General features: G+C 66.2%; 16 protein-coding genes. 5 read left to right on the forward strand and 11 right to left on the reverse strand.

The window, feature by feature from the left end; genetic code table 11:
* Positions 1–8 precede the first annotated feature (8 nt).
* Positions 9–1,013, forward strand: coding sequence for a type II secretion system F family protein (locus IEW49_RS09420; RefSeq protein ID WP_188642431.1), 1,005 nt, complete (start codon positions 9–11; stop codon positions 1,011–1,013).
* Here IEW49_RS09420 and IEW49_RS09425 read toward each other — a convergent pair.
* The 11 genes from IEW49_RS09425 to IEW49_RS09475 form a co-directional block, all read right to left on the reverse strand.
* Complete coding sequence (locus IEW49_RS09425) at positions 1,010–1,441, reverse strand: MarR family winged helix-turn-helix transcriptional regulator (RefSeq protein ID WP_188642432.1); 432 nt, start codon at positions 1,439–1,441, stop codon at positions 1,010–1,012. The genes IEW49_RS09420 and IEW49_RS09425 overlap by 4 nt on opposite strands.
* A gap of 1 nt (position 1,442) precedes the next feature.
* A complete protein-coding gene (gene maiA / locus IEW49_RS09430) occupies positions 1,443–2,078 on the reverse strand; it encodes a maleylacetoacetate isomerase (RefSeq protein WP_188642433.1) in 636 nt (211 codons plus the stop codon).
* A complete protein-coding gene (gene mtnP / locus IEW49_RS09435; RefSeq protein ID WP_229658148.1) occupies positions 2,075–2,944 on the reverse strand; it encodes an S-methyl-5'-thioadenosine phosphorylase in 870 nt (289 codons plus the stop codon). Before mtnP ends, maiA begins: the two co-directional genes overlap by 4 nt.
* A 34-nt stretch (positions 2,945–2,978) precedes the next feature.
* The gene (locus IEW49_RS09440; RefSeq protein WP_188642435.1) at positions 2,979–3,605 is read right to left on the reverse strand and encodes a TetR-type transcription factor C-terminal domain-containing protein; all 627 of its coding nucleotides are present in this window, start codon (positions 3,603–3,605) and stop codon (positions 2,979–2,981) included.
* Positions 3,602–4,474 (reverse strand): crotonase/enoyl-CoA hydratase family protein, encoded by an 873-nt coding sequence (locus IEW49_RS09445; protein WP_188642436.1) that lies wholly within the window; start codon positions 4,472–4,474, stop codon positions 3,602–3,604. Before IEW49_RS09445 ends, IEW49_RS09440 begins: the two co-directional genes overlap by 4 nt.
* A gap of 180 nt (positions 4,475–4,654) precedes the next feature.
* Positions 4,655–5,440 (reverse strand): SDR family NAD(P)-dependent oxidoreductase, encoded by a 786-nt coding sequence (locus IEW49_RS09450; protein ID WP_188642437.1) that lies wholly within the window; start codon positions 5,438–5,440, stop codon positions 4,655–4,657.
* An 89-nt stretch (positions 5,441–5,529) separates the two neighbouring features.
* Positions 5,530–6,702, reverse strand: coding sequence for an acetyl-CoA C-acetyltransferase (locus tag IEW49_RS09455; RefSeq protein ID WP_188642438.1), 1,173 nt, complete (start codon positions 6,700–6,702; stop codon positions 5,530–5,532).
* Between the two features lie 138 nt (positions 6,703–6,840).
* Positions 6,841–10,290 carry a TonB-dependent receptor domain-containing protein gene (locus IEW49_RS09460; protein ID WP_188642439.1) on the reverse strand — a complete coding sequence of 1,150 codons (3,450 nt, stop codon included), beginning with the start codon at positions 10,288–10,290 and terminating at the stop codon, positions 6,841–6,843.
* A gap of 287 nt (positions 10,291–10,577) precedes the next feature.
* Positions 10,578–13,163, reverse strand: coding sequence for an ATP-dependent chaperone ClpB (gene clpB, locus IEW49_RS09465; RefSeq protein WP_188642440.1), 2,586 nt, complete (start codon positions 13,161–13,163; stop codon positions 10,578–10,580).
* Between the two features lie 177 nt (positions 13,164–13,340).
* Positions 13,341–14,909: a leucyl aminopeptidase family protein gene (locus tag IEW49_RS09470; protein ID WP_188642441.1), complete on the reverse strand. Its 1,569-nt coding sequence runs from the start codon at positions 14,907–14,909 to the stop codon at positions 13,341–13,343.
* Positions 14,910–15,022: 113 nt separating this feature from the next.
* Complete coding sequence (locus tag IEW49_RS09475; protein ID WP_188642442.1) at positions 15,023–16,474, reverse strand: ATP-binding protein; 1,452 nt, start codon at positions 16,472–16,474, stop codon at positions 15,023–15,025.
* 119 nt (positions 16,475–16,593) lie between these two features.
* On the opposite strand from IEW49_RS09475, the gene IEW49_RS09480 reads away from it, so the two are divergent.
* From IEW49_RS09480 to IEW49_RS09495, 4 genes are all read left to right on the forward strand, one after another.
* On the forward strand, positions 16,594–18,759 hold the full coding sequence (locus tag IEW49_RS09480; RefSeq protein WP_188642443.1) for an acylase: 2,166 nt from the start codon (positions 16,594–16,596) through the stop codon (positions 18,757–18,759).
* A 79-nt stretch (positions 18,760–18,838) separates the two neighbouring features.
* Complete coding sequence (locus IEW49_RS09485; protein WP_188642444.1) at positions 18,839–21,772, forward strand: M16 family metallopeptidase; 2,934 nt, start codon at positions 18,839–18,841, stop codon at positions 21,770–21,772.
* 59 nt (positions 21,773–21,831) lie between these two features.
* Positions 21,832–22,137, forward strand: coding sequence for a hypothetical protein (locus IEW49_RS09490; RefSeq protein ID WP_188642445.1), 306 nt, complete (start codon positions 21,832–21,834; stop codon positions 22,135–22,137).
* Positions 22,138–22,270: 133 nt separating this feature from the next.
* Complete coding sequence (locus tag IEW49_RS09495; RefSeq protein WP_188642446.1) at positions 22,271–23,551, forward strand: dicarboxylate/amino acid:cation symporter; 1,281 nt, start codon at positions 22,271–22,273, stop codon at positions 23,549–23,551.
* Position 23,552 lies beyond the last annotated feature (1 nt).

Here is a 23,552-nt window from a genome sequence, read left to right on the forward strand (position 1 = left end):
AGACGCATATGGAAACCACCGGCCCCACCCTCCTCGGCTTCGACGTCATCATGATCGGGACGATCCTCGTCGCAATCGCGGTGCTCGCGGTCGTGCTCGCGATCTACGCCGCGGTCACCGTGAAGGACCCGATGGCAAAGCGCGTCGCGGCGCTCAACGCCCGACGCAACGAGCTCAAGACCGGGATGGTCACGCAGACCGCGAAAAAGCGCAAGAGCCTCGTCAGCAAGGACGAGAAGGTCGACAAGGTCCGCGACACGCTCAAATCGCTGAAGGTGCTCCAGAAGGAGCAGGTCGACGAGGTCGTGCAGAAGCTCGCCCAGGCCGGTATCCGCAACAAGGACCTCGCGGTCTATGTCATCTTCGCGCGCATGATCCTGCCGATCGTCTTGGGCGGCAGCGCGTTCCTGCTCATCTACGTCGCCAACTATTTCCCCGATTGGGGCGGCATGAAGCGCCTGATGGCCTTCGCTGCGGCGGTGGGTGCGGGCTACAAGGGCCCGGAGATGTTCATCAAGAACAAGATCAACAAGCGCACCGACGCGATCCGCAAGGGCCTCCCCGACGCGCTCGACCTGCTGGTGATCTGCGCCGAGGCCGGCCTGACCGTCGACGCCGCGTTCAACCGCGTCGCCAAGGAACTGGGCCGCGCCTATCCCGAACTGGGTGACGAATTCGCGCTGACCGCGATCGAACTTTCCTTCCTCAACGAGCGCAAGCAGGCGTTCGACAATCTCGCCTATCGTGTCGACCTCGATGCCGTGAAGGGCGTGGTGACGACGATGGTGCAGACCGAACGCTACGGTACGCCGCTCGCCTCGGCGCTGCGCGTACTGTCGGCGGAGTTCCGCAACGAACGCATGATGCGCGCCGAAGAGAAGGCCGCGCGCCTGCCCGCCATCATGACGATCCCGCTGATCATGTTCATCCTGCCGGTGCTGTTCATCGTGATCCTGGGCCCGGCGGCCTGTTCGATCTCCGACACGCTCGGCGACGGCGGCGTTAACGGCTAATCCTCGCGCGCCCTCTCGTAGACCCGGTCAAGGAGCCCGGCGAACGTTTCGCGTTCGTCGGGCTCCAGCACGTCGAACAGACGTTCCTCGATCTCCAGTGCGTGCTCCATGATCTCCTCGAACACCTCGCGCCCTGTCGCGGTAAGGCCGAGAACATGGCTGCGCCCGTCGCTCGAATGCGGTTCGCGCGCCGCCAGCTCGCGGCCCTCGAGCGTGCGGCAGGCGCGGCTGACCGCGACCTTGTCCATCAGCGTCGCCCGGCCGATCTCGCGCGGGGTCAGCGCTCCGCTGTCGCCGAGCACCGCCATGATCCGCCATTCGGGGATCTTGAGCCCGAAGCGCGACTGGTATTCCTGCGCGATCCGGTCGCTGACCGCGTTCGAGGCGATCGAGAGCTTGTAGGGCAGGAACCGGGCGAGCCGCGACATGTCAGTCCTTCGGCTTGGCCGCTTCGGGCGTAGCCGCGGCGAAGGCGGGCAGCTCGTTCAGCGCGCCATCGATCCGCACCAGCCTGGGATAGGCCGACAGGTCGGTCTCGAACCGGCGCGCATTGTACATTTGCGGCACCAGACAGATGTCCGACAGGTCGGGCGCATCGCCGCCCAGATAGCCGCTATCGGGCGCCAGCGCCTCGAGCGCCGCAAAGCCCTCGTGGATCCAGTGGCGGTACCAGCGGTCGACCGCGTCCTGTTCGTGGCCAAGCTCGTTCTTCAGATATTTGAGCACGCGCAAATTATCGAGCGGATGGATATCGGCCGCCACCACCAGAGCCCGCGCCAGTGCGCGCGACCGCGCCACCGGATCCGAAGGCACCAGCGGCGGCTCTGGCCGGGTTGCATCGAGATAGTCGATGATTGCGAGGCTCTGGGTCAGTTCGTGCCCGTCGATCGCCAGCGTCGGGACGAAACCCTGCGCGTTGCGTGCGCGATTGTCATCGCCCGATTGCGCGCCCTCGACGAGGTTCACCTCGCGCGATTCGTAGTCGACGCCCTTGAGGCCGAGCGCGATACGCACCCGGTACGAAGCCGAACTGCGCCAGTAATCGTAGAGGATCGGCTTGGTCATTTCAGCACCCTTCCCGCGACCGCATCGAGTTTCGCCACCAGCTCGCTGTCGCGGATGTCTTGGGCGGTGATGATGGCGTGTTCGAGAGCTGTGTCGATCGGCACCGGCTCACGCTTTTCAGGCAGCGCGCGACACAGTTCCGCCACCGTCTTCGCGGCGGTCTTCGAATTCGCCTGCATGACCTTGAGCACGGCGGTGATGTCGACGCCCTCCTGGTCGTCGCGGAAGCTGTCGTAGTCGGTGACCATGCCAAGCATGGCATAGGGCAGCTCGGCCTCGCGCGCGAGGCGGGCTTCGGGCATCCCGGTCATCCCGATCACGTCGCCCGCCCAGGCGCGGTAGAGCCGGCTTTCGGCGCGGGTCGAGAATTGCGGGCCGTCGATCGCGACATAGGTCCCGCCGCGATGAAGGGCAGCTCCCGCCGATTTGGCCGCGTCGCCCGCGTGCTTCGCCAGGCGTGGACAAACCGGATCGGCGAGGCTGACATGCGCGACGCAGCCCGGCCCGAAAAAGCTGTTCTCACGGCTCGTCGTGCGGTCGATGAACTGGTCGACCGCAACGAACTGGCCGGGCTCGATCTCTTCGCGCAGCGATCCGATCGCCGACAGCGCGAGGACATCGGTCACCCGGGCGCGCTTCAGCACGTCGATATTGGCGCGGTAGTTGACCTGGCTCGGCGGGACCCGGTGCCCCTTGCCGTGGCGCGCGAGGAATGCGACGCGGACATGGCCGATGCGGCCGAGCGTCACCGGGCCGGACGGTTCGCCGAATGGCGACCTGATCTCGATTTCCTGCGCCTCCTCGAGCGCGAGGCCCTCGCTCAGGCCCGACCCGCCGATAATCCCGATAATCCACTCGTCGCTCACGCGAACTCCCGTTTCTGCCTGATGTGCCGTCGGGTTAGCCGTCGGCGAGGATGCCCGCCATGACGAAATCGATGACATGTTCGCGATAGCGGTCGCGCAAGCTCTCGGTCAGCGAATCCTGGTCGTAGCAATGCTTGAGTACGAGCCGCGCGCTGAAGAAGCGATCGGCCGCCCCGGTGGCGATGAAATAGAACATTTGCGGGTCGATCTTGCGGAACGCGCCGGCTTTCACTCCTTCGGCGATCAGCCGGTCATAGGCCTTCTGCAGCGGGGTCAGGTATTCGTCGGCGATGCGCTGCGCTTCCTCGGGGTCGCTATCGCGCACCAGCCGCATCAGCAGGCGGTTGAGATACGGCGTGTCGTAATAGGTATCGACCATCGCCGAAAGGTGCCGGCGCAGCTTTTCGGTCGGCTCCATGTCCTTGGCCATCAGCGCCTCGACCGAGTGGACGATCGCCTGCATGTCGCGATCGAGCAGCGCCTTCATCAGGCCCGCCTTGTTGCCGAAGTAGTACTTCACCAGCGCCGAATTGAGCCCAGCGCGCAGGCTCAGCTCGGACAGCGAGATATCGACCTGGTCGCCCTCGCGCATGATCGTGCTGGCGGTTTCGAGCAGCTTGTCGCGGGCATCGGGCGGCAGGTTGTCGGTGACGCTGTTCATTCGAATTCGGGTTCCTCCCACCACGGGTAGAAGTCAGGCATATCGCTGGATGGCCGTCCGGGAAAGTCGGGCGGGCGTTTTTCCAGGAAGCTGGCGATGCCCTCCCCCGCGTCCGCGCTGCGCGACAGGCGATAGATGCTGCGGCTGTCGATCCGGTGCGCCTTCATCGGGTGGTCGAGACTGGAGAGCCGCCACATCATCGCGCGCGTCATCGCGACCGAGACGGCGGAAGTGTTCTCGGCGATCTCGAGCGCCAGCTTGCGGGCTTCGCCGAGCAGCTCGCCCTGCGGATGGACCGAGCGTACCAGCCCTGCGGCGCGCGCTTCCTCGGCGCCGAAGATGCGGCCGGTATAGCACCATTCGAGCGCGGTCTGCATGCCGACGAGGCGCGGCAGGAACCAGCTCGACGCGGCTTCGGGCACGATCCCGCGCTGCGCGAACACGAAGCCGTAGCGCGCATTGTCGCTCGCGAGGCGGATGTCCGCGGCGAGCTGCATCGTCGCGCCGACGCCCACCGCCACGCCGTTGCAGGCGACGATCAGCGGCTTCTTCGAGTTGAACATGCGGAGCGTCAGCCGGCCGCCCCCGTCGCGCACGCGCTCATCCGACAGGTCCTCGACTTCCTCGTCCGAGGAGAACGGCCCCGCCCCGCTGTCGGGGGTCAGGTCGGCCCCGGCGCAGAAGGCCCGCTCGCCCGCGCCGGTCAGGATCACCGCGCGCACCGCGTCGTCGGCATCGCTCGCATCGAGCGCTGCACAGATCTCGCGCATCATGTCGCGGGTGTAGGCGTTGAGCTTTTCGGGCCGGTCGAGCACGATCGTCGCGACCGGGCCGTCGACCTCGTAACGGATCTGGGTGAAATCGCTCAACTGGTCGCTCCTGCGAAACGGATGGACCGCATGTTACACTGTCCGGGAAAGAAAAAACCGCCTCGCTCCGCGCCGGGGAAAATGGCGGGAAGGAGGCGGTTTTCGATCATGCGACGATGCTATCGCGCGCATGGAAAGTAGGAAAGCCGATCAACGCAGCGCCATGCGCCACGCCTCGCATCAGCGAGGGGCCATCCTGATCGCCCCGTCGAGGCGCACGTCCTCGCCGTTGAAATAGCCGTTCTCGATCATGCACAAAGCGAGCTTGGCGTATTCCTCGGGATTGCCGAGCCGCTTGGGGAACGGGACGCTGGCATTCAATGCCTCGATCGCCTTCTCGGGCAGGCCCATCAGCAGCGGGGTATGGAAGATGCCGGGCAGGATCGTGTTGACGCGGATGCCCTCGTTCATCAGGTCGCGCGCGATCGGGAGCGTCATGCCGACGACGCCGCCCTTCGAGGCCGAATAGGCGGCCTGCCCGATCTGGCCGTCCTCGGCCGCGACCGAAGCGGTGTTGACGATCGCGCCGCGATTGCCGTCATCGGTGATCGGATCGAGCGTCATCATGCCCGCGGCCGACTTGGCTATGCAGCGGAACGTGCCGATCAGGTTCACCTGCACCACGAATTCGAAGGCGGACACGGGGAAGTGCTTGATTTCGCCGGTCTGCTTGTCGCGGCTGGCAGTCTTCATCGCATTGCCGATCCCGGCGCAATTGACGAGGATGCGCTCCTGACCGTGCGCCTCGCGCGCCCTGGCGAAGCCCGCGTCGACGTCTTCCTCGCTGGTCACGTTGACCTTGCAGAAGACGCCGCCGAGCTCCTCGGCCATGGCGTTGCCCTTCTCCTCGTTCATGTCGAAGATCGCGACCTTGGCGCCCTTGGCCGCGATCGCGCGCGCGGTCGCGGCGCCGAGTCCCGATGCGCCGCCGGTGACGATGGCGGGCGTGTTGCTGCTGATTTCCATGCGTTCCTCTTTCATTGGGTCCCGGCACTGGCGGGGACCTTGTCTTAATCGGTGGGATGCCCCCGCTTTCGCGGGGACTCGCCGCTATGTCAAAGCGCCTCGACGATCGTGACGTTGGCGACGCCGCCGCCCTCGCACATCGTCTGGAGGCCGTATTTCTTGCCGTGCGTCCTGAGCGCATGGACCAGCGTCGCCATCAGCTTGGTCCCGCTCGCGCCGAGCGGGTGGCCGAGCGCGATCGCCCCGCCATGCACGTTGAGCTTCTCCGGGTCCGCCCCGGTGTGCTTGAGCCACGCCAGCGGCACCGGCGCGAAGGCCTCATTGACCTCGTAAAGGTCGATCTGGTCGATGTTCATCCCGGCGCGCTTCAATGCCTTGTCGGTGGCGAAGAGCGGTTCCTCGAGCATGATCACCGGGTCGCCCGCGGTGACGGTGAGGTTGCGGATCCTGGCCAGCGGCGTGAGCCCGTGATCCTTCAGCGCCTGCTCGCTGACCACCAGCACCGCGCTCGACCCGTCGCAGATCTGGCTCGCGGTGGCGGCGGTGATCACGCCGTCCTCGGACAGCTTCTTGACCGAGGCGATCCCCTCAAGGGTCGCGTCGAAGCGGATGCCTTCATCGACCGTGTGCCATTCCTCGCCATCGGGCGTCTCGATCCGGACGGGGACGATCTCGTCCTTGAAATACCCTGCTTCGGTGGCAGCGGCGGCCTTCTGGTGGCTGGCGAGTGCGAATTCATCGAGCTCGTCCTTCGAGAAGCCGTGCTTCTTCGCCATCATCTCGGCACCCATGAACTGGGACCACTGCACGCCCGGATATTTCTCCTCGAGCCCGGGCGACTTGTAGTGGCCCATGCCCTCCTTCATGAACAGCGTCGCGGTCGACCCCATCGGCACGCGGGTCATGCTTTCGACCCCGCTGGCGATCACGACGTCCTGCGTCCCGCTCATCACCGCCTGCGCTGCGAACTGGATTGCCTGCTGCGAGGAGCCGCACTGGCGGTCGATCGTCACCGCAGGGGTGCTTTGCGGCAGGTTCTTCGAGGCGAGCACCGCGTTGCGCCCGACCTGGAGCGCCTGCTCGCCGCCCTGCAGCACGCAGCCCATCACCACGTCGTCGACCGCGCCCCCGTCGATCCCCGTCCGCTCGACGATCGCATCGAGAGACCTGGCGGCGAGGTCGACCGGGTGGACGCCCGCAAGGCGCCCTCCGCGCTTGCCCCCGGCGGTGCGGACGGCTTCGACGATATAGGCTTCGGGCATTTGGGGCTCCTCTCCGGAAATTGGTTTAACCGAGCGATTAAACCGCCCTCCGGGCAAGCGCAAGCGAGCAAAAGAAAAGGGCCCCGCGGATCGCTCCGCGGGGCCCTGTTTCGTGTCGGTCCTGCGACCGGCGGGTTCTTAGAACTCGAAGGAAATCGAGCCGAAGAACTCGCGACCGTCGAGGTCGTAACCGTTGCCGATCGGAGTGTTCGAGATGCCGAACACTTCGTTGGTGTCGATCAGCGGCGGGGCCTGGTCGAAGATGTTCGAAACGCCGAGACGGATGTTGAACCGGTCGAAGTCGACGCGGATCGAGGCGCTGCTGACGAAGTAGTCGTCGGCGAAGCCGATGTCGCGGCAGAACACGCCGTCACCCGGGACGATGCCGTCGGGAACGAATTCGCCGTTCGGGCCCGAGTTCGAACCCGAACCGTTACCCAGACAGGTGTTCCCGATGAAGCCGGTCGGCTGACCGTCCGGACCGCGACCGAAGGCGTCGGACAGCGGATCGATGCCGCTGGCCTGCTGCTCGGTCGGGCCGATGTAGCGGGTCGACCAGGTGAAGGTCACGTTGTCCACCGCGGCGGTGAAGTTCGCGCGGCCCGTCCAGGACGGGAAGCCGAATTCGCCGGCGTCTTCGTCGATCGTCGGGTTGCCCTGATCGTCGAGGAAGGTGGTGTCACGTGCGATCAGGTGGTTCGCCCGGACGTTGAGGCCGAGACGGACATCCTTGCCGAAGGCGGCGACATCGGTCGAGACGTTGGCGTTGAGGTCGATACCTTCGACCAGTTCCTCGTTGATGTTCACGAAGCCGGCGAAGACATCGCTGATCAGGCGGCGCGCGTCCGGCTGATAGTCGATGAAGTCGCAGAAGCTCGAACGGACACCGTCATCACGCGTGAAGCACTGGTTGACGATGAACTGTCCGGTCGGCTCGGCGATCGCGCCCTTCACACTGATGTTGTAGTAGTTGAAGTTGAACGAGAAATCGACCGGACCGAAAGCTTCGGCGAAGGCGAAGCCGGTGGTGAACGAGTCGGAGGTTTCCGGATCGAGCTCCAGGCTGCCGCCCGAGGTGATTTCCACGCTCGGCGTCTGGACCGTGTTCGAGCCGTCGGTACCGACGGTGGTCGGGTCACGGCCTTCACGACGGCAGTTGTCGAGCACGTTCGTGTCACGCGTGTCCTGGGCCGCCTGGTAGCCGCCGTTCAGCGGAGCGTAGGCGGCGGGCGGGACGGCGCAGGGATCGAAGATCCCGCCGAAGCCCGACTGACCGGCGAGGAACAGTTCGCGCAGGTTCGGCGAACGGAACGAGGTACCGTAGGACAGCTTCAGGAGCAGCGGCTGGAACGGACGCCAGCCGAGCTTGATCGAGTAGGTGCCATTGGTGCCGTAGTACTGGTCTTCGGTGAGACGACCGGAGATGTTCAGGCGAACATCTTCGGCAAGCGTTTCACCGGTGACGAGCGGCAGGTCGAGTTCGCCGAACGCTTCCCAGATATCCTTGCTGCCCTGCGCGCCCTGGTCGGCGAAGAAGCCGAAGAACGTGCCGTCACGGGCGATGTCGCCCGGGATCGAGGTCAGGGTATCATCGCGATATTCGCCACCCAGCACCATCTTGGCGGTGCCGCCCGGCAGTTCGAACACCGAACCCTGGACGTAGGCCGAGATGACCGTCTGTTCGTAGCGGGTGTCGAAGGTACGCTCGTCGAAGAGGTAGTCGCGTTCCGCCTGCGTCGCGAAGTCCCCGATCACGTTCTGGTAGAGGCTCGCTGCGAACAGGTTCACCGGCACACAGCCCGCGACCACGTCGTCGGCGATCGCGCCCGGGTTCCGGATACCGGCTGCATCGCAAGGACCGCCGGCAAGCGTCGTCGGGTTCGAGGAACCCGTGCTCGACACGGAGGGGTCGATACCGAGTGCGAAGGCAAGGCGATCGTTGCGGATACCGCGACGATTGGCGCTGCCATCGGAGCGCGAGTAGACGCCCGAGACTTCGAACGTCCAGTCGTTGCCCGGACCGAAATCGATGAACGGCAGATCGCCCTTCACACCGAAGACGCCGCGATACTGTTCCTGCACGGTTTCGACCGTGTTGCGGTCGCCGTCGACGCTGACGACCGGACGGACGACGTAAGAACGGCCCGTGGGACGCGCGAAGGCACCGCCGGCAAAGGTGTAGAGGCCGTCGAAGCGGTTGTTCGCATCACCGCAATCGACGCCGCCGGCGGCGATGTTACACGGGTTGAACGGGTTGTTCGCCGGCACATACGGGAACAGCTGCGGGACCGTGCCGCGAGCGAAGACTTCGGCGCGGCTGTAGTTGGCTTCGAAGAACGGCGTGATGTTCCAGTCGCCACCGAAGCTGTACTCGCCATAGGCCATGACGTTGTACAGGTCCTGCGGGCTGATGAACGAAGGCCGCAGATCGTTGCCGTTGCGGGTGACGTCGGCGAAGTTGACGTCGAGCAGGCCGTCGCCGTTACGGTCGACCGGGTCGCCGAACGCGTCGAACGCATCGGAGAAGAACGGGATGCCCGTGTTACCGGCCTGGCCGGTCGAGGCGAACACCGTCTCGTCGTAATAGATCGAGCTGAAGAACAGCGGGCTGTTGGGGATGATGCGCTTGGCAGCGGCATCGATCGTGCACGCGTTCGGGATTTCACCGATCGTGCCGCCCGAATCGGCCAACGTGTTGGCGTTGTCCGAAATGCCCACGGTACGGATCTCACCGGTGTCGGTGATTTCGTAATGGGTGTTACAACCGGCGAGGAAGTCGCGATCGCCGATCCGGATTTCGTCGCGACGGCTGTATTCGGCGCCGATGCCGAAGTTCCAGTTGTCGCCGAACTTACCGAACGCGGCGCTGATCTGGTAGTCGTCGCCACCGCCCTGCTCGTTCAGGTCGCCCGAGGCGAACAGTTCGAGACCGTCGATGTCCTTGCGCAGGACGATGTTGCCGACGCCGGCAACCGCGTCCGAACCGTAGACCGACGAAGCACCGTCGAGCAGCAGGTCGTAGCGCGCGATGAGCGAGGACGGCAGGAGGTTGATCGACGGGTTGGTCGGCGCGCCTTCGACACCGGCCGGCGCGAGGCGGCGACCGTTGATCAGGAGCAGCGTACGGTCGGCACCGAGGCCGCGCAGGTTGAGCGTCTGCGAACCCGGGCCGTTGTTGAGCACGAAGCCCTGGAAGGTGGCGTCGATCTGCGTACCGGCAGCCGATTCCGACTGCTGGAGGATCGAGGCGGCGTCGAACTGGCCGGTGTCCTGCAGCGTTTCGGTGTCGAGCACCTGCAGCGGCGAGATCGAGCTGTAGGTGTCTTCGCGCTCGATGCGCGAACCGGTGATCACGACGTTGGTCGTCTGCGTGGAGCCGTCGGCCTCGGGCGCGATGTCGCTGACTTCGCAATTCGGATCGTTGACGCTGACGCCGGTCGGATTGCCCGCGTCGTCATATTCGCAGACGGCTTCACCGTCGTCGCCGGTATCCTGCGCGGACACGGCCGTCGGCAGAGCGGCAAAGATTGCCAGGGACGAGGCCGAGCAGGCCAGCCCCAGAAACGATTTCGAGGTAAAATTGCGCATGATTTCTCCAGTCGCGACAAATTCAATGACTGGATTTCCCACCCCCCGGCCCACGATCGATCCCTTGGAATCGAACCACCCTGCCAGGAAACTTATCGAAAGTTAGGAAACCCCCAGTCCCTTTGGTAACGTGGTTTCTGCATGACCGTTCATCTCGTGTCAAAGGAGTGAAACACTTTTCGAGGGGCTGTGACGAGAATCACACAGTTGTGGCGAACGCCCCGTTAACGAAGCGCTCGCCACAGATTTGTGCAAAATCTTGTAACTAAATTACGCGAGCGCAAAATCTACCCGCTTGCGACCGACATTTCCAAAGCTCCGTCGCCCTCGTCGATCGCCACCTTGCTGCCATCGGGCACCTCGCCCTGGAGGATCATCTCGGCGAGCGGGTCCTGCAGGTAGCGCTGCACCGCGCGCTTCAGCGGCCGCGCGCCGTAGACCGGATCGTAGCCCACCCGGCCGAGCCATTTGAGCGCGGCGTCGGTGAGGTCGAGCACGATCTTGCGGTCCTTGAGCAGCTTCTGCACCCGACCGACCTGGATCTCGACGATCGGCGCCATGTGTTCCTCCGCGAGGCGATGGAACAGGATGATCTCGTCGAGCCGGTTGAGGAATTCGGGCCGGAAATGGTTGCGCACCACTTCCATCACCTGCGGCTCGACGTCGGCGACCTGCTGGTCGTCGGTCATCTGGCTGAGATACTGGCTGCCGAGGTTCGAGGTCAGGATGATCAGCGTGTTCGAGAAATCGACCACCCGGCCTTGCCCGTCGGTCAGGCGCCCGTCGTCGAGCACCTGGAGCAGCACGTTGAAGACATCGGCATGCGCCTTCTCGACCTCGTCGAACAGCACGACCTGGTAGGGTCGCCGCCGCACCGCCTCTGTCAGCACACCGCCTTCCTCGTAGCCGACATAGCCGGGAGGCGCGCCGATCAGCCGCGCGACCGCGTGCTTCTCCATGAATTCACTCATGTCGATCCGCACCATCGCGCTGTCGTCGTCGAACAGGAAGCCTGCCAGCGCCTTGGTCAGTTCTGTCTTGCCGACACCGGTGGGCCCGAGAAAGAGGAAGCTGCCGAGCGGACGGTTCGGGTCCTGCAGACCGGCGCGCGCGCGGCGCACCGCCTTCGACACCGCCTCGACCGCCTGCGCCTGGCCGATCACGCGCTGGCCGAGCACATCTTCCATCTTGAGCAGCTTCTCGCGCTCGCCCTCGAGCATCTTGTCGATCGGCACCCCGGTCCAGCGCGCGACCACGCCGGCGATGTCCTCTTCGGTCACCTCTTCGCGCAACAGCGCGTTCTCGGTGTGGCCCGAGGCTTCCTCGAGCTTCTTCTCGAGCTCGGGAATCTTGCCGTAGGAAAGCTCGCCCGCCTTGGCGAGGTCGCCCGCGCGCTGCGCCTGTTCGAGTTCGAGCCGCGCGGCGTCGAGCTGCTCCTTCAATTGCGCCTCGGCATGGATCTTGTCGCGCTCGCCTTGCCAGCGCGTGGTCAGTTCGGCCGATTGCTGCTCGATCTCGGCCAGTTCCTTGCGCAGCGCCTCGAGCCGGTCCTTCGAGGCCGTGTCGCTTTCCTTCGCGAGCGCGCTCTCCTCGATCTTCAGCTGGATGATCCGCCGGTCGAGCGCCTCGATTTCCTCGGGCTTGCTCTCGACCTCCATGCGGATGCGCGAGGCCGCCTCGTCCATCAGGTCGATCGCCTTGTCGGGCAGGAAGCGGTTCTGGATGTAGCGGTTGGAAAGCTGCGCCGCGGCGACGATCGCGCCATCGGTGATCCGCACGCCGTGGTGCAGTTCGTACTTGTCCTTGATCCCGCGCAGGATGCTGATCGTGTCCTCGACGCTCGGCTCGTCGATGAAGACGGGCTGGAAACGCCGCTGGAGCGCGGGGTCCTTCTCGACGTATTTCTGGTATTCGTCGAGCGTGGTCGCGCCGATGCAATGGAGCTCGCCGCGCGAAAGTGCCGGCTTGAGCAAATTGCCGGCGTCCATCGAACCCTCGCTCGCGCCCGCCCCGATCAGCGTGTGCATCTCGTCGATGAACAGGATGATCTGGCCTTCGGCGCCCTTGACCTCGTCGAGCACGGCCTTGAGCCGCTCCTCGAACTCGCCGCGATATTTCGCGCCCGCGATGAGCGCGCCCATGTCGAGCGCCATCAGCGTGCGGCCCTTGAGGCTGTCGGGCACGTCGCCATTGGCGATACGCAGCGCGAGGCCTTCGGCGATCGCGGTCTTGCCGGTGCCGGGTTCGCCGATCAGCGCAGGATTGTTCTTGGTCCGGCGGGCGAGGATCTGGACCGTGCGGCGGATTTCCTCGTCGCGCCCGATCACGGGATCGAGCTTGCCGTCCTTGGCCGCCTGGGTGAGATCGCGGGCGAAGCGCTTCATCGCGTCATAGGCATCTTCGGCGCTGGCCGAATCGGCGGTCCGTCCGCCGCTCACTTCCTGGATCGCGGCCTCGAGCGCCTTTGCATCGACACCCGCCGCCTTGAGCGCCTGCCCGGCGCTGGTGGTGGTCGACAGTGCGAGTGCCTGCAGGACGCGCTGGACCGGCACGTAGGCATCGCCCGCTTTTTCGGCGAGCTGCTGCGCCTGGTCGAGCGTGCGCACCGCGTCGTTGTCGAGCCCCGGCGTCTGCTGCGCTCCGCCGCCCGACACCGCCGGGATCTTCGCCAGCGCGGCATCGGCCTCGTCCTCGGCCATGCGCGGATCGCCACCGGCCTTCGAGACGAGCCCCGCCGCCATGCCCTCGGAATCGTCGAGCAGCGCCTTCAAGAGGTGCGCGGGCGTGATCCGCTGGTGCGAATTGCGGATCGCGATGGTCTGCGCGGCCTGCAGGAAGCCCTTGGCTCGATCGGTGAATTTTTCGAGATTCATCGCTGGTCTTGCCCCTTAGATCAGATGGTCCCGCGTGATATAATGTTGCAATAACGCAACACAAGTCCGAACCCCTTTTCACGCGCGGGTGTATTACCCGCATAGGTAGGCCATGCGGCGCGCACCGCAAGGGCTTTGCACCGCATGGTCCAACAGGTTTCGGCCGGGTCAGGCGCGTTACCCGGGGCGCCAGCTTCGTGCCAGCTCGTCGAGCAGCATCACGCCCCAGCCCCGCGCGCCGGCCGGCACGAGCGGATCGGAGCCGCTGCCGCGATCCACCGCCGCCATGTCGATGTGGATCCAGGGCAGGTCCTCGGGCACGAAATATTCGATGAAATGCGCCCCCGCGCTGGCACCGGGCGCGGGCGAGGCATCGGAATTCTTGATATCGGCGATGTCGGAAACGATCGCCTTGCGATACGCCTCGTTGAGCGGAAGCCGCCAGACCGGCTCGTCGACCAGCCTGCCCGCCGCGGTGGCGGCGTCGGCATGGGCATCATCACGCGCGAACAGGGCGGAATATTCCGCCCCCAGCGCGCCGACGGCGGAGCCCGTCAGCGTGGCGATATCGACCAGCGCGAAGGGCTCGTTCTCCTGCACGACGTATTCGATCGCATCGGCGAGTACGAGCCGTCCCTCGGCGTCGGTGCTGCGGATTTCGATCGTCTTGCCCGACAGCGTGCGGACCACGTCGCCCGGACGCTGGGCGTTGGCGCCCGGCATGTTCTCGGCCAGCGCCGCGACAGCAACGACGTGGACCGGCGCGCGCGACTTGGCGAGGCTCAGGATCGCGCCGGTTACCGCCGCCGCGCCCGACATGTCGCCCTTCATCTCCCACATACCGCTATTGGGCTTGAGCGAAATGCCGCCGGAATCGAAGGTGATCCCCTTCCCCGCCAGCGCGATCGGCGGTCCATCGGCACCGCGATAGGTCACCACCATCATCCGGCTGCCGCGCGAGCTGCCCTGCCCGACGCCCGCGATCGCGCCCATCCCGAGGCGCCGGAAATCGGCCTCGTCGAGCACTTCGATCGTAACGTTGGGCGCCCCGGCGAGCGCAGCGCGCGCGCGATCGACGAAGCTCGCGGGATAGATCACATTGGCCGGTTCGTTGACCAGGTCGCGCGCGAGCCGGACCCCTTCGGCGAGATGTGCCTGCCGCGATTCCCACTGCGCGCGCGCCTCTGCCGCCGCGCTACCGACCAAGGTGATCGGCTGGACCGGCGGCGCGCTCCGGTCGCTCTTGTAGCGATCGAACCGGTACTGCCCGAGGCTCGCGCCCAAGGCGGCCATCGCCATGGCTTCACCGGAGGGAAGTCCGGCGATCGCGATGGCTGCATCCTCGCCCTGGAACTCGCGCGCGATCCGCGCCCCGACGACGCGCCAGTCGATCGGCTCGCCATCGGCATTCGCCGCCCCGAACAGCATGATCGGCCGCCCTCCGGCCGGTGCGGGCAAGACCAGGGTCTGGCCGTCCGCTCCGGTGAAGTCAGCAGCCGCGATCCGCGCGGCGGTATCAGCCGGCAGGCTTGCAGCGAGAGCAGGAAGGTCGGCACCGGTCATCACCACCGCGATCGCGGCATCGGCGGGCATGGCTGTGGCGAAGGCGATCGGTCGTTCGGCGGAGTTGTCGACGGTCGCGGGCGCGACACCCGAACCGAGCACCGATTGCGCGCTGGCCGCGCCGGGCATTGCCGCTAGCGGAGCGATCGAAAGAGCGAGAATTGCAAGGCCGTTGCGTGTCATGAAGAACCCTCCCCGGGATCGGTTGGCGAATTATCGCGCGGGGCTATCGAAGGAGGGTGTCGCGGCGTCGAGCAAGCAATCGGCGATCCGCCGACCGGCATCGACCATCGGCATCAATCGGTGGCGACGAGATCGAGCCCCGGGACCATCACCGTGCGCCCGCCGCCGAATTCCTCGCGAACCACGATCAGGCCCTGCCGCTCCAGATGGCCGAGCAACCGGCGAATGCGCCCCGGCGAACTGGTGCCGTAGGCGTGCGCCAGCGCCTCCTCGTCGACCGCGACCTCGCCCGCGTGCGCGGCGCGCGCGATGACGAAGAACGGGGCGAGCAGGTCGTCGTCGACATTCGCCCCGAGCGCGAGGATCTGTGCGCGCACCGCGTCGTCGAGATCGTCGAGCCCGGCCCCCGCTTCGGCGAACTTGCGGCGAAAGCCGGGCATGTCGGGCATCGGGCCGACCAGCCGCTCGCGCCGACAGCGCGAGATGAAGGACTGGTACTGCGCGCCGGTCGATTGCGCGACGACGTGATCGTCGCGTGCCAGTTCGGCGATTATCGCGTCGATGCGCGCGGCGACCTCGTTCGCTCCCGCGCTTTCACCGGCCTCGTCCGTCGGCGCCTCGTCGGCCCGGGACAGGCTCTCGACCACGTCCTCGACCTTCGGCGCGGGCGGCGGCGGTGGCGGCGGCGGCGCGGGTTTCGCGACATCCTCGGCCAGCCCCTCGGTGAGCAGCGAGGCCATGTCCTCGGGCGCGGTGTCGGGCATCGCCATCAGCCCTTCGCTGCGCGCCTTGTTGCCGGTCTTCACCGGGCCGATCTTCACCGCCAGCGGACGTCGGGTGATCGCCGGACCGAGCGCGAGGAAATGGCCGCGTTCGAGTTCGCGGATACGTTCGGCCTGGCGCCGCTCCATCCCCAGCAGGTCGGCGGCGCGGACCATGTCGATATCGAGGAAGGTGCGCCCCATCAGGAAGTTCGAGGCCTCGGCGGCGACGTTCTTGGCGAGCTTGGCGAGCCGCTGCGTCGCGACGATCCCGGCCAGTCCACGCTTGCGCCCGCGGCACATCAGGTTGGTCATCGCCGAGAGCGTCATCCGGCGCGTGTCCTCGGCGATCTCGCCCGCGACCGAGGGGGCAAACATCTGCGCTTCGTCGACCACCACCAGCGCCGGGAACCAGTGTTCGCGCGGAGCATCGAACAGCGCGTTGAGGAATTGCGCGGCGCAGCGGATCTGTTGCTCGACCTCGAGCCCCTCGAGGTTCAGCACCACGCTCGCGCGGTGTTCACGGATGCGGCGCGCAAGCGCCTCGATCTCGGCCGCCGAATAGGCTGCGCCGTCGATCACGACGTGGCCGAACTCGTCGGCGAGCGAAGGGAAGTCTCCCTCGGGATCGACCACCACCTGTTGCACCATCGCGGCGCTTTCTTCGAGCAGGCGGCGCAGCAGGTGCGATTTCCCGCTGCCCGAATTGCCCTGCACGAGCAGGCGCGTCGCCAGCAGCTCCGCGATATCGAACTCGACCGGCTGCCCGGACGATTCGTGGCCGATGGTAATGCGTTCCCTCACCGCCCCATGGCTAGCCAGCCGATCGGGATAAGCGAAGGGCGCGCACACGGTTTTGCCCAACGCGTTTGCAGTCCCCTCAAGCGCTCGCTACCCAACGCCACGAGGGAGATAGATTGCTTATGAAGACCTGGTTGGGACGAATCGGCTTTGCCTCGTTGGGGCTGGCCCTCGCGGTGTTCGTCGGGCTCGCGGTGTGGGAACCGATCGCTGCCGAGGAAGGAACGGCACCGCCGCCCGCGACCTATTCCGCCGAGATCGTGCGCGACGAATTCGGGGTGCCGCATATCTACGGCGAGCGCGACGTCGACGTCGCCTACGGCATCGCCTGGGCGCATAGCGAGGACGATTTCGCGACCCTGCAGGACGTCGCCGCGATGACCCGCGGGCGCTACGGCGCGATCGCCGGACAGGACGGCGCAGTGTTCGACTACGCCTTCCACCTGCTCGACGCGAAGGGCACGGTCGACCGCAACTACGACAGTCTCGCGCCCGATGTGCGCGCGTTGCTCGACGCCTACGCCACCGGGCTCAACGATTATGCCGAACAGCACCCCGGCGAACTCAAGCTGGGCGACCTGTTCCCGGTCGACGGTCGCGATATCGCCGCCGGCTTCGCGCTGCGCCAGCCGTTCTTCTTCGGACTCGCGAACAAGCTCGGCCGGCTGGTCGAAGGCGAGGAATACCTGCCCGATCCGGGTCGCCCGATCGACACCGCACTGCCGCTGCCCGGCTCCGACGAAGGGCGCAATCTGGGCTCGAACGCCTTCGCCATCGCGCCGGAGAAATCGGGCGGCGAAACGCTGCTGGTCTCGAATTCTCACCAGCCGTGGCGCGGCGGGGTGGCGTGGTACGAACTCGTCGTCGAAAGCGGCGAAGGCTGGCATTTCGCCGGCGCGACCTTCCCGGGCAGCCCCTATCCTTTCCTCGGCCACAACGAGAATCTGGGCTGGACCAACACGGTCAACATGCCCGACATGTACGATATCTACGAACTGGTCGTGCGCGAGGGCGATAGCGGGCTCGAATACGAACTCGACGGCGATTGGCGTCCGCTCGGCACCAAGGACGTGACGCTGCCGGTCAAGGTCGGCCCGGTGGTGCTGCCGATCCAGCGCACGGTCTATCGTTCGGTCCACGGCCCCGTGGTCAAGAACGACGATGGCTATTTCGCGATCCGCTATGGCGGGATGGATTCGATCGACCAGCTCGACGCCTATTATCGCCTCAACAAGGCGGAGACCTTCGCCGAGTGGAAGGGCATCCTCTCGCGCCTCGATATCCCGTCAACCAATTTCCTCTACGCCGACGAGCAGGGCAATATCGCCTATTACTACAACGCCGCGATCCCCAGGCGCCCCGCCGAAGGCTCCACCGACTGGCGCGGCGTGCTGCCGGGGAACGACAGCGCGCTGATCACCGAAGGCTATTACGACTTCGCCGAACTGCCCCAATACGAGAACCCGGACTCGGGTTGGCTCTACAACGCCAACAACAATCCTTTCTCCGCCGCGGGCAGCACCGACGACCTCTCGCCCGAGGCATTCCCCGCCGCGATGGGGATCGAGACCAAGAGCACCAACCGCGCGCGCCGTGCCGCGAAGCTGATGGAGGACGCCAACCGGATCGATCGCTCGGCCCTCGAGCGGATCAAGTACGACGTTGCGTGGGAGCGCGAGGGCTATGTCGCGACCGCGCTCGACGCGATCGCCGCGCTCGATTTCGAACAGGAGCGCTACGCCGAGGCACAGGCGATCCTCGCCGGATGGGACTTCACCTCCGACGGCGTCGGTCGCGCCGATTCGCTCGCGCTGCTGATCCTGCGCCAATACATGGGCAAGGACTATAACGGCGAACCGCTGCCCGATCCGCGCGCGGAGCTGGTCAAGGCGGCCGATTTCCTGGTCGAGCACTACGGCCGGCTCGACCCGCCGATGGGCGAGGTGCTGCGGTTGCGGCAGGGCCCAGGCGAATTCGCGGTCGACCTTCCGCTCGACGGTGGCAGCGATACGCTGCGGGCCTCGACGCTGTGGGATGTCGAGGATGACGGCCGCCTGTCGGTCAAGCACGGCGACAGCTTCCTGATGTTCGTGACCTGGGAACGAGGCGCGCCGGTGCGATCCGAAAGCATCCAGCCTTTCGGCGCGGCCACCACGCGGCCCGGCGATCCCAATTTCACCAGCCAGGCGCCGCTATTCGTGCGCAAGGAGCTCAAGCCGGTGCGCTTCTGGCGGTCCGACGTGTTGGAAAATGCCGTTCGTCGAAAGACGGTGACGCATCCGCGCTAGGGCCTTACGGTCCCGCGCGACGAGTCGTAATTCGCTGCAACTTCTGGCGGCGGGCAGACGCCGCAACGGGGAGAATACTATGAAGAAGGTCTACGGTTTCACCAGTCTCATCGCGCTCGCGCTCGGCGGATGCGCGACCTATACCGACGAAGGTGTCGCGGTCGCACCCGCAGCGCCAGCGGCGGAAGCGCCAGCGGTCATGCCCGCTCCGGCCACCGCGCAGAACGACGATCTCGCCGAGCTCGTCGACCAGGTGCGGATCCCCTACGAGGTCTTCACGCTTCCCAACGGCCTCACCACCGTGGTCCACACCGATCGCAAGGCCCCGCTGGTGGCGGTTTCGGTGTGGTACGACGTCGGCTCGAAGCATGAGCCCAAGGGCAAGACCGGCTTCGCCCATCTGTTCGAGCACCTGATGTTCAACGGCAGCGAAAACGCGCCGGGCGATTTCTTCGAACCGCTCCAGCAGGTCGGCGCGACCGGCTTCAACGGCACCACCAATGCCGACCGCACCAATTATTTCGAAACCGTACCGACCGCCGCGATCGACCGCGTGCTCATGCTCGAAAGCGACCGCATGGGCTACCTGCTCGGCGCGGTGACGCAGGAGAAGCTCGATAACCAGCGCGGCGTCGTCCAGAACGAGAAGCGCCGCGGCGACAACCAGCCCTTCGGCCTGCTGCGCTACGAGATCGTCGAGAACATCTTCCCCAAGGGCCACCCCTACCACCACTCGACCATCGGCTCGATGGACGACCTCGGTGCCGCGACGCTCGACGACGTGAAGCAGTGGTTCCGCGACAATTACGGCCCCAACAACGCCGTGCTCGTGCTGGCCGGCGACATCGACGTCGCCACCGCCAAGGAGAAGGTCACCAAGTGGTTCGGCGCGATCCCGAGCGGGCCCGAAGTGCAGGATCCGGCCGTGCCCGTCCCCACCCTCGCCGCCGACGGCGAGAAGGTGATCTACGACCAGGTCGCGACCACCCGCATCTATCGCATGTGGCCGATCCCCGGCGAGACCTCGGCCGAGAACGTGCCGATCCAGCTCGGCGCGACCGCGCTCGGCGGCCTCGCCAGCTCGCGCCTCGACAATGCGCTGGTGCGCGGCAAGGGGCTCGCGGTCTCGGTCAGCTCGGGCACCTGGACCAATGAGGACGCCGGCGTCTTCCTGATTTCCGCCGACCTCAAGCCCGGCGTCGATCGCGCCGATCTCGAAGCGGCGCTCGATGCCGAGATCGCCAGCTTCATTGCCGGCGGCCCGACCGCCGACGAACTCGCCCGGTCGAAGACCACGATCGTGTCGCGCCTGATCGGCGGGCTCGAATCGGTCGGCGGTTTCGGCGGCAAGGCCGTGACGCTCGCCGAAGGCCAGCTCTATCACGGCAATCCGGGCGAGTATCGCGAGCAGCTCGAGCAGATGGTCGAAGCCGACCCGGCCTCGATCACCGCGATCCTGCAGCGCTACCTGACGAAGCCGCGCTTCGCGCTGGTGGTCGAGCCGGGCGAGCGTACCGAGGGCGGCGAGAACCGCGGCGGTGCGGTGATCGCCACCGACAGCTCGGGCAAGGAAGTGTTCCGCGCCGCCGAGGATCATTACTGCGAAGGCGAGAGCTGCGATTTCGACGAACTGGCGGTGCAGGCGTTCCAGGATCGTTCGCAGCTGCCGCCGGTCGGCCAGCTGACCGATCTCGACTTCCCCGATATCGAGCGCGCCACGCTCTCGAACGGTATGGAAGTCTATTTCGCGCGCCGCGCTGCGGTGCCGAAGGTCTCGGTCCGGATCGCCTTCGACGCCGGCTACACCGCCGATCCGCGCGACGCGCTGGGCACCCAGTCGCTGATGCTGCAGGCGATGGACGAAGGCACCGACAGCCTCGACGCGACCGAACTCGCGATCGCGCAGGAGCGCCTCGGTGCGAACGTGTTCGCCTTCGCCGATTTCGACGACACCAGCTTCCAGCTCTCGGCCCTGTCGACCCGACTGGCCCCGTCGCTCGACCTGCTGGCCGACTACATCCGCAACCCGGCCTTCCGCAGCGAAGATCTCGAGCGGGTGCGCGCGCAACAGCTCACCCGGATCAGTTCGGAGCTGAAGAACCCCCGCGCGGCCGGTTCGCGTGCGCTCGCGCAGCTGGTCTATGGCGACCATCCCTACGGCATCCCGCCCTCGGGCCTCGGCGATAGCGCCGCGGTGACGGCGGCCACGCCCGCCACGCTCGAAGCGACCCATGCGCGCTGGATCCGTCCGGACAACGCCAAGGTCTTCGTCGTCGGCGACACCACGTTGGCCGAAGCGGTCAGCCTGCTCGAAGACAGTTTCGGCGATTGGCGCGCTCCGGCGAGCCCGCTCCCGACCAAGCGCTTCGATGTCCCGGTCCCCACCCCCGAGGCGCGGATCCTGCTGCTCAACCGCCCGAACTCGCCGCAATCGGTGATCCTCGCCTCGCGCGTGCTCGACCTGCGCGGGACCGACGACACGATCGTGCTGGGTGCAGCCAACGAGGTGCTCGGCGGCAGCTTCTTGTCGCGGATCAACATGAACCTGCGCGAGACCAAGGGCTGGTCCTACGGTTCGCGCTCGTCGATCGGCTACAACCAGGATCGGCTGAGCTACAACGTCATCGCCGAAGTGCAGGCCGACCGGACCGGGGATTCGATCCTCGAGCTGGAAAAGGAAATCACCGGCTTCGTGACCGATAACGGTGTCACCGGCGACGAGCTGACCCGCACGGTCAACGGCAATGTCCGCGAGCTTCCGGGCCAGTTCGAAACCGCAGGCGCGGTGCTCGGCGGCATGGTCAACATCGTCAACTACGATCGTCCCGACGATTACTACGAGACGATCGCCGATCGCTATCGCGGGCTCACCGCCGAACAGATCGCCGAGGTGGCGCGCGCCAACTTCGTCTATGGCGATCTCGTCTATGTCGTGGTCGGTGATGCCGAAGTGGTCCGTCCGCAGCTCGACAAGACCGGCCTGCCGGTCGAGGTCCGCGAGCTCGACGAGTAATTGACACCGATGTCAGCAACCGCGATGAAGCGGGCAGTTTTTATCCAAGGAGATCCTCAATGTCCGTAGCCGGAACCTACAACACCGTCGTGAAGAGCCCGATGGGCGACCAGAACGGCACCTTCACCGTCGTCCCCGGCGACGACGGCAAGACCTTCACCGGCAGCATGGCGGGCGGCATGGGCTCGATGGACGTCAAGGACGGCACCATCGACGGCAATACGCTCAGCTGGAAGATGGACATGACCGTCCCGATGCCGATGACGCTCAACTGCACCGCCACCGTCGATGGCGACCAGCTGACCGGCACCGTGAATGCCGGCGCCTTCGGCGACATGCCGCTGACCGGCGAACGCAAGGGCTGATCGGCCGCAAGGCTTGAAATCGGGGCCGTCGGAGCGATCCGGCGGCCCTTTTTCGTGGATGCGAGGCCGTCGCGACGGTTGCTTTCGTTTCGCCGCGACCCCAAGCTCGCTTTTCCATTCGAGAGGGGCATCGATGCTCGACAGATTGAAGAAGGTGCCGCTCGCGGTCCAGATCCTCGTGGGCCTCGCGATCGGCGCCGTGGCCGGGTTGCTGCTCCCGCGCGCAGGCACCAATGCGCAGGTCGACGAAACCGTCGCCGCGCTCTCGCTCGGCGGCCGCCTGTGGCTCCAGGCGCTGCAGATGACGATCCTGCCGCTGGTCTTCGCATTGCTTTCGACGCTGTTCATCCGCTCGCAGGCGCTGGGCGGCGGCGGGCGCACCACGCGGCGTTCGTTCGTCACCATTATCGGGCTGTACCTGCTGGCCGTGCCGCTCGGCATCCTGTACACGCTGACCCTGCTCGAACTCTTCCCGATCACTGCCGAGATGGCGCAGTCGATGCGCGCGATGGCGGGCCAGGGCGTCCCCGCCGAAAGCCCCGAATGGGCCGAGGCCTTCCTTGCCATCGTCCCGACCAATATCGTCGCCGCGATGGCCGGCGGGACGCTGCTGCCGGTGCTGTTCTTCTCGCTTGTGTTCGGCGCGGCGCTCGCGCGGCTCGAGGACGGCGACGGCAAGCAGGCGCTCTCGGCCGGGCTGACCGGGCTGGCCGACACGGTGTTCATCATCGTCGGCTGGGTGCTGCGGCTCGCGCCGATCGGGGTGGCCTTGCTGATCCTCCCGACGACGCAGGAGCACGGCGCCGATATCTTCGCCGGGCTCGCGCATTACATCGCGCTCGCGGTGACGCAGGTGCTGGTGTTCATCGCCGCGATCTACCTCGTCGCCCGGCTGCTCGGCCGAATTCCGCTGCGCCGCTTCGCCAGCGCGATGCTGCCGGTGCAGTCGGTCGCCTTCGGCACGCAGAGCTCGACCGGGTGCATGCCGCTGACGATCAAGGCCGCGCGCGAGATGGGCGTCAGCGCCGAGGCGACCGACGTCGCGGTGCCGCTCTCGGCGGTGATCTTCCGCATGATTGCACCCGCGAGCGGGATATTCATCGCGAGCTATGCCGCGGCGGTCTACGACCTGCCGCCGCTGGGCATCGCGCTGCTGGTGACGGTCGGCCTGCTCGGCATCGTGCTCGAGATGAGTCTCGTGGGCATCCCCAGCGCCGCAACCTTCGTCGCCTTCTACGCGCCGATCGCCGCGCTGGTCGGCATCCCGATGGAATTCATCGTCGTGCTGCTCGTGGTCGAGACGATCCCCGACATCTTCAAGACCGTGCTCCACGTCACCGCGCACGCGACCACCGCGACGGTGGTGGATCGGGGACTGGCAGGACCGGACCCGATCACCACGGAAAAGGGCTAAT

It is taken from the genome of Pseudoblastomonas marina, from assembly GCF_014641655.1.
In the GTDB taxonomy this organism is placed as follows: Bacteria; Pseudomonadota; Alphaproteobacteria; order Sphingomonadales; family Sphingomonadaceae; genus Alteriqipengyuania_A; species Alteriqipengyuania_A marina.

What these genes read in the sequence shown, in the direction of transcription:
- IEW49_RS09420 (WP_188642431.1), top strand. Translation starts at nt 9, where the DNA reads ATGGAAACCACCGGCCCCACCCTCCTCGGCTTCGACGTCATCATGATC.
- IEW49_RS09425 (WP_188642432.1), bottom strand. Translation starts at nt 1,441, where the DNA reads ATGTCGCGGCTCGCCCGGTTCCTGCCCTACAAGCTCTCGATCGCCTCG.
- maiA (WP_188642433.1), bottom strand. Translation starts at nt 2,078, where the DNA reads ATGACCAAGCCGATCCTCTACGATTACTGGCGCAGTTCGGCTTCGTAC.
- IEW49_RS09440 (WP_188642435.1), bottom strand. Translation starts at nt 3,605, where the DNA reads ATGAACAGCGTCACCGACAACCTGCCGCCCGATGCCCGCGACAAGCTG.
- IEW49_RS09450 (WP_188642437.1), bottom strand. Translation starts at nt 5,440, where the DNA reads ATGGAAATCAGCAGCAACACGCCCGCCATCGTCACCGGCGGCGCATCG.
- IEW49_RS09455 (WP_188642438.1), bottom strand. Translation starts at nt 6,702, where the DNA reads ATGCCCGAAGCCTATATCGTCGAAGCCGTCCGCACCGCCGGGGGCAAG.
- IEW49_RS09460 (WP_188642439.1), bottom strand. Translation starts at nt 10,290, where the DNA reads ATGCGCAATTTTACCTCGAAATCGTTTCTGGGGCTGGCCTGCTCGGCC.
- clpB (WP_188642440.1), bottom strand. Translation starts at nt 13,163, where the DNA reads ATGAATCTCGAAAAATTCACCGATCGAGCCAAGGGCTTCCTGCAGGCC.
- IEW49_RS09470 (WP_188642441.1), bottom strand. Translation starts at nt 14,909, where the DNA reads ATGACACGCAACGGCCTTGCAATTCTCGCTCTTTCGATCGCTCCGCTA.
- IEW49_RS09480 (WP_188642443.1), top strand. Translation starts at nt 16,594, where the DNA reads ATGAAGACCTGGTTGGGACGAATCGGCTTTGCCTCGTTGGGGCTGGCC.
- IEW49_RS09485 (WP_188642444.1), top strand. Translation starts at nt 18,839, where the DNA reads ATGAAGAAGGTCTACGGTTTCACCAGTCTCATCGCGCTCGCGCTCGGC.
- IEW49_RS09490 (WP_188642445.1), top strand. Translation starts at nt 21,832, where the DNA reads ATGTCCGTAGCCGGAACCTACAACACCGTCGTGAAGAGCCCGATGGGC.
- IEW49_RS09495 (WP_188642446.1), top strand. Translation starts at nt 22,271, where the DNA reads ATGCTCGACAGATTGAAGAAGGTGCCGCTCGCGGTCCAGATCCTCGTG.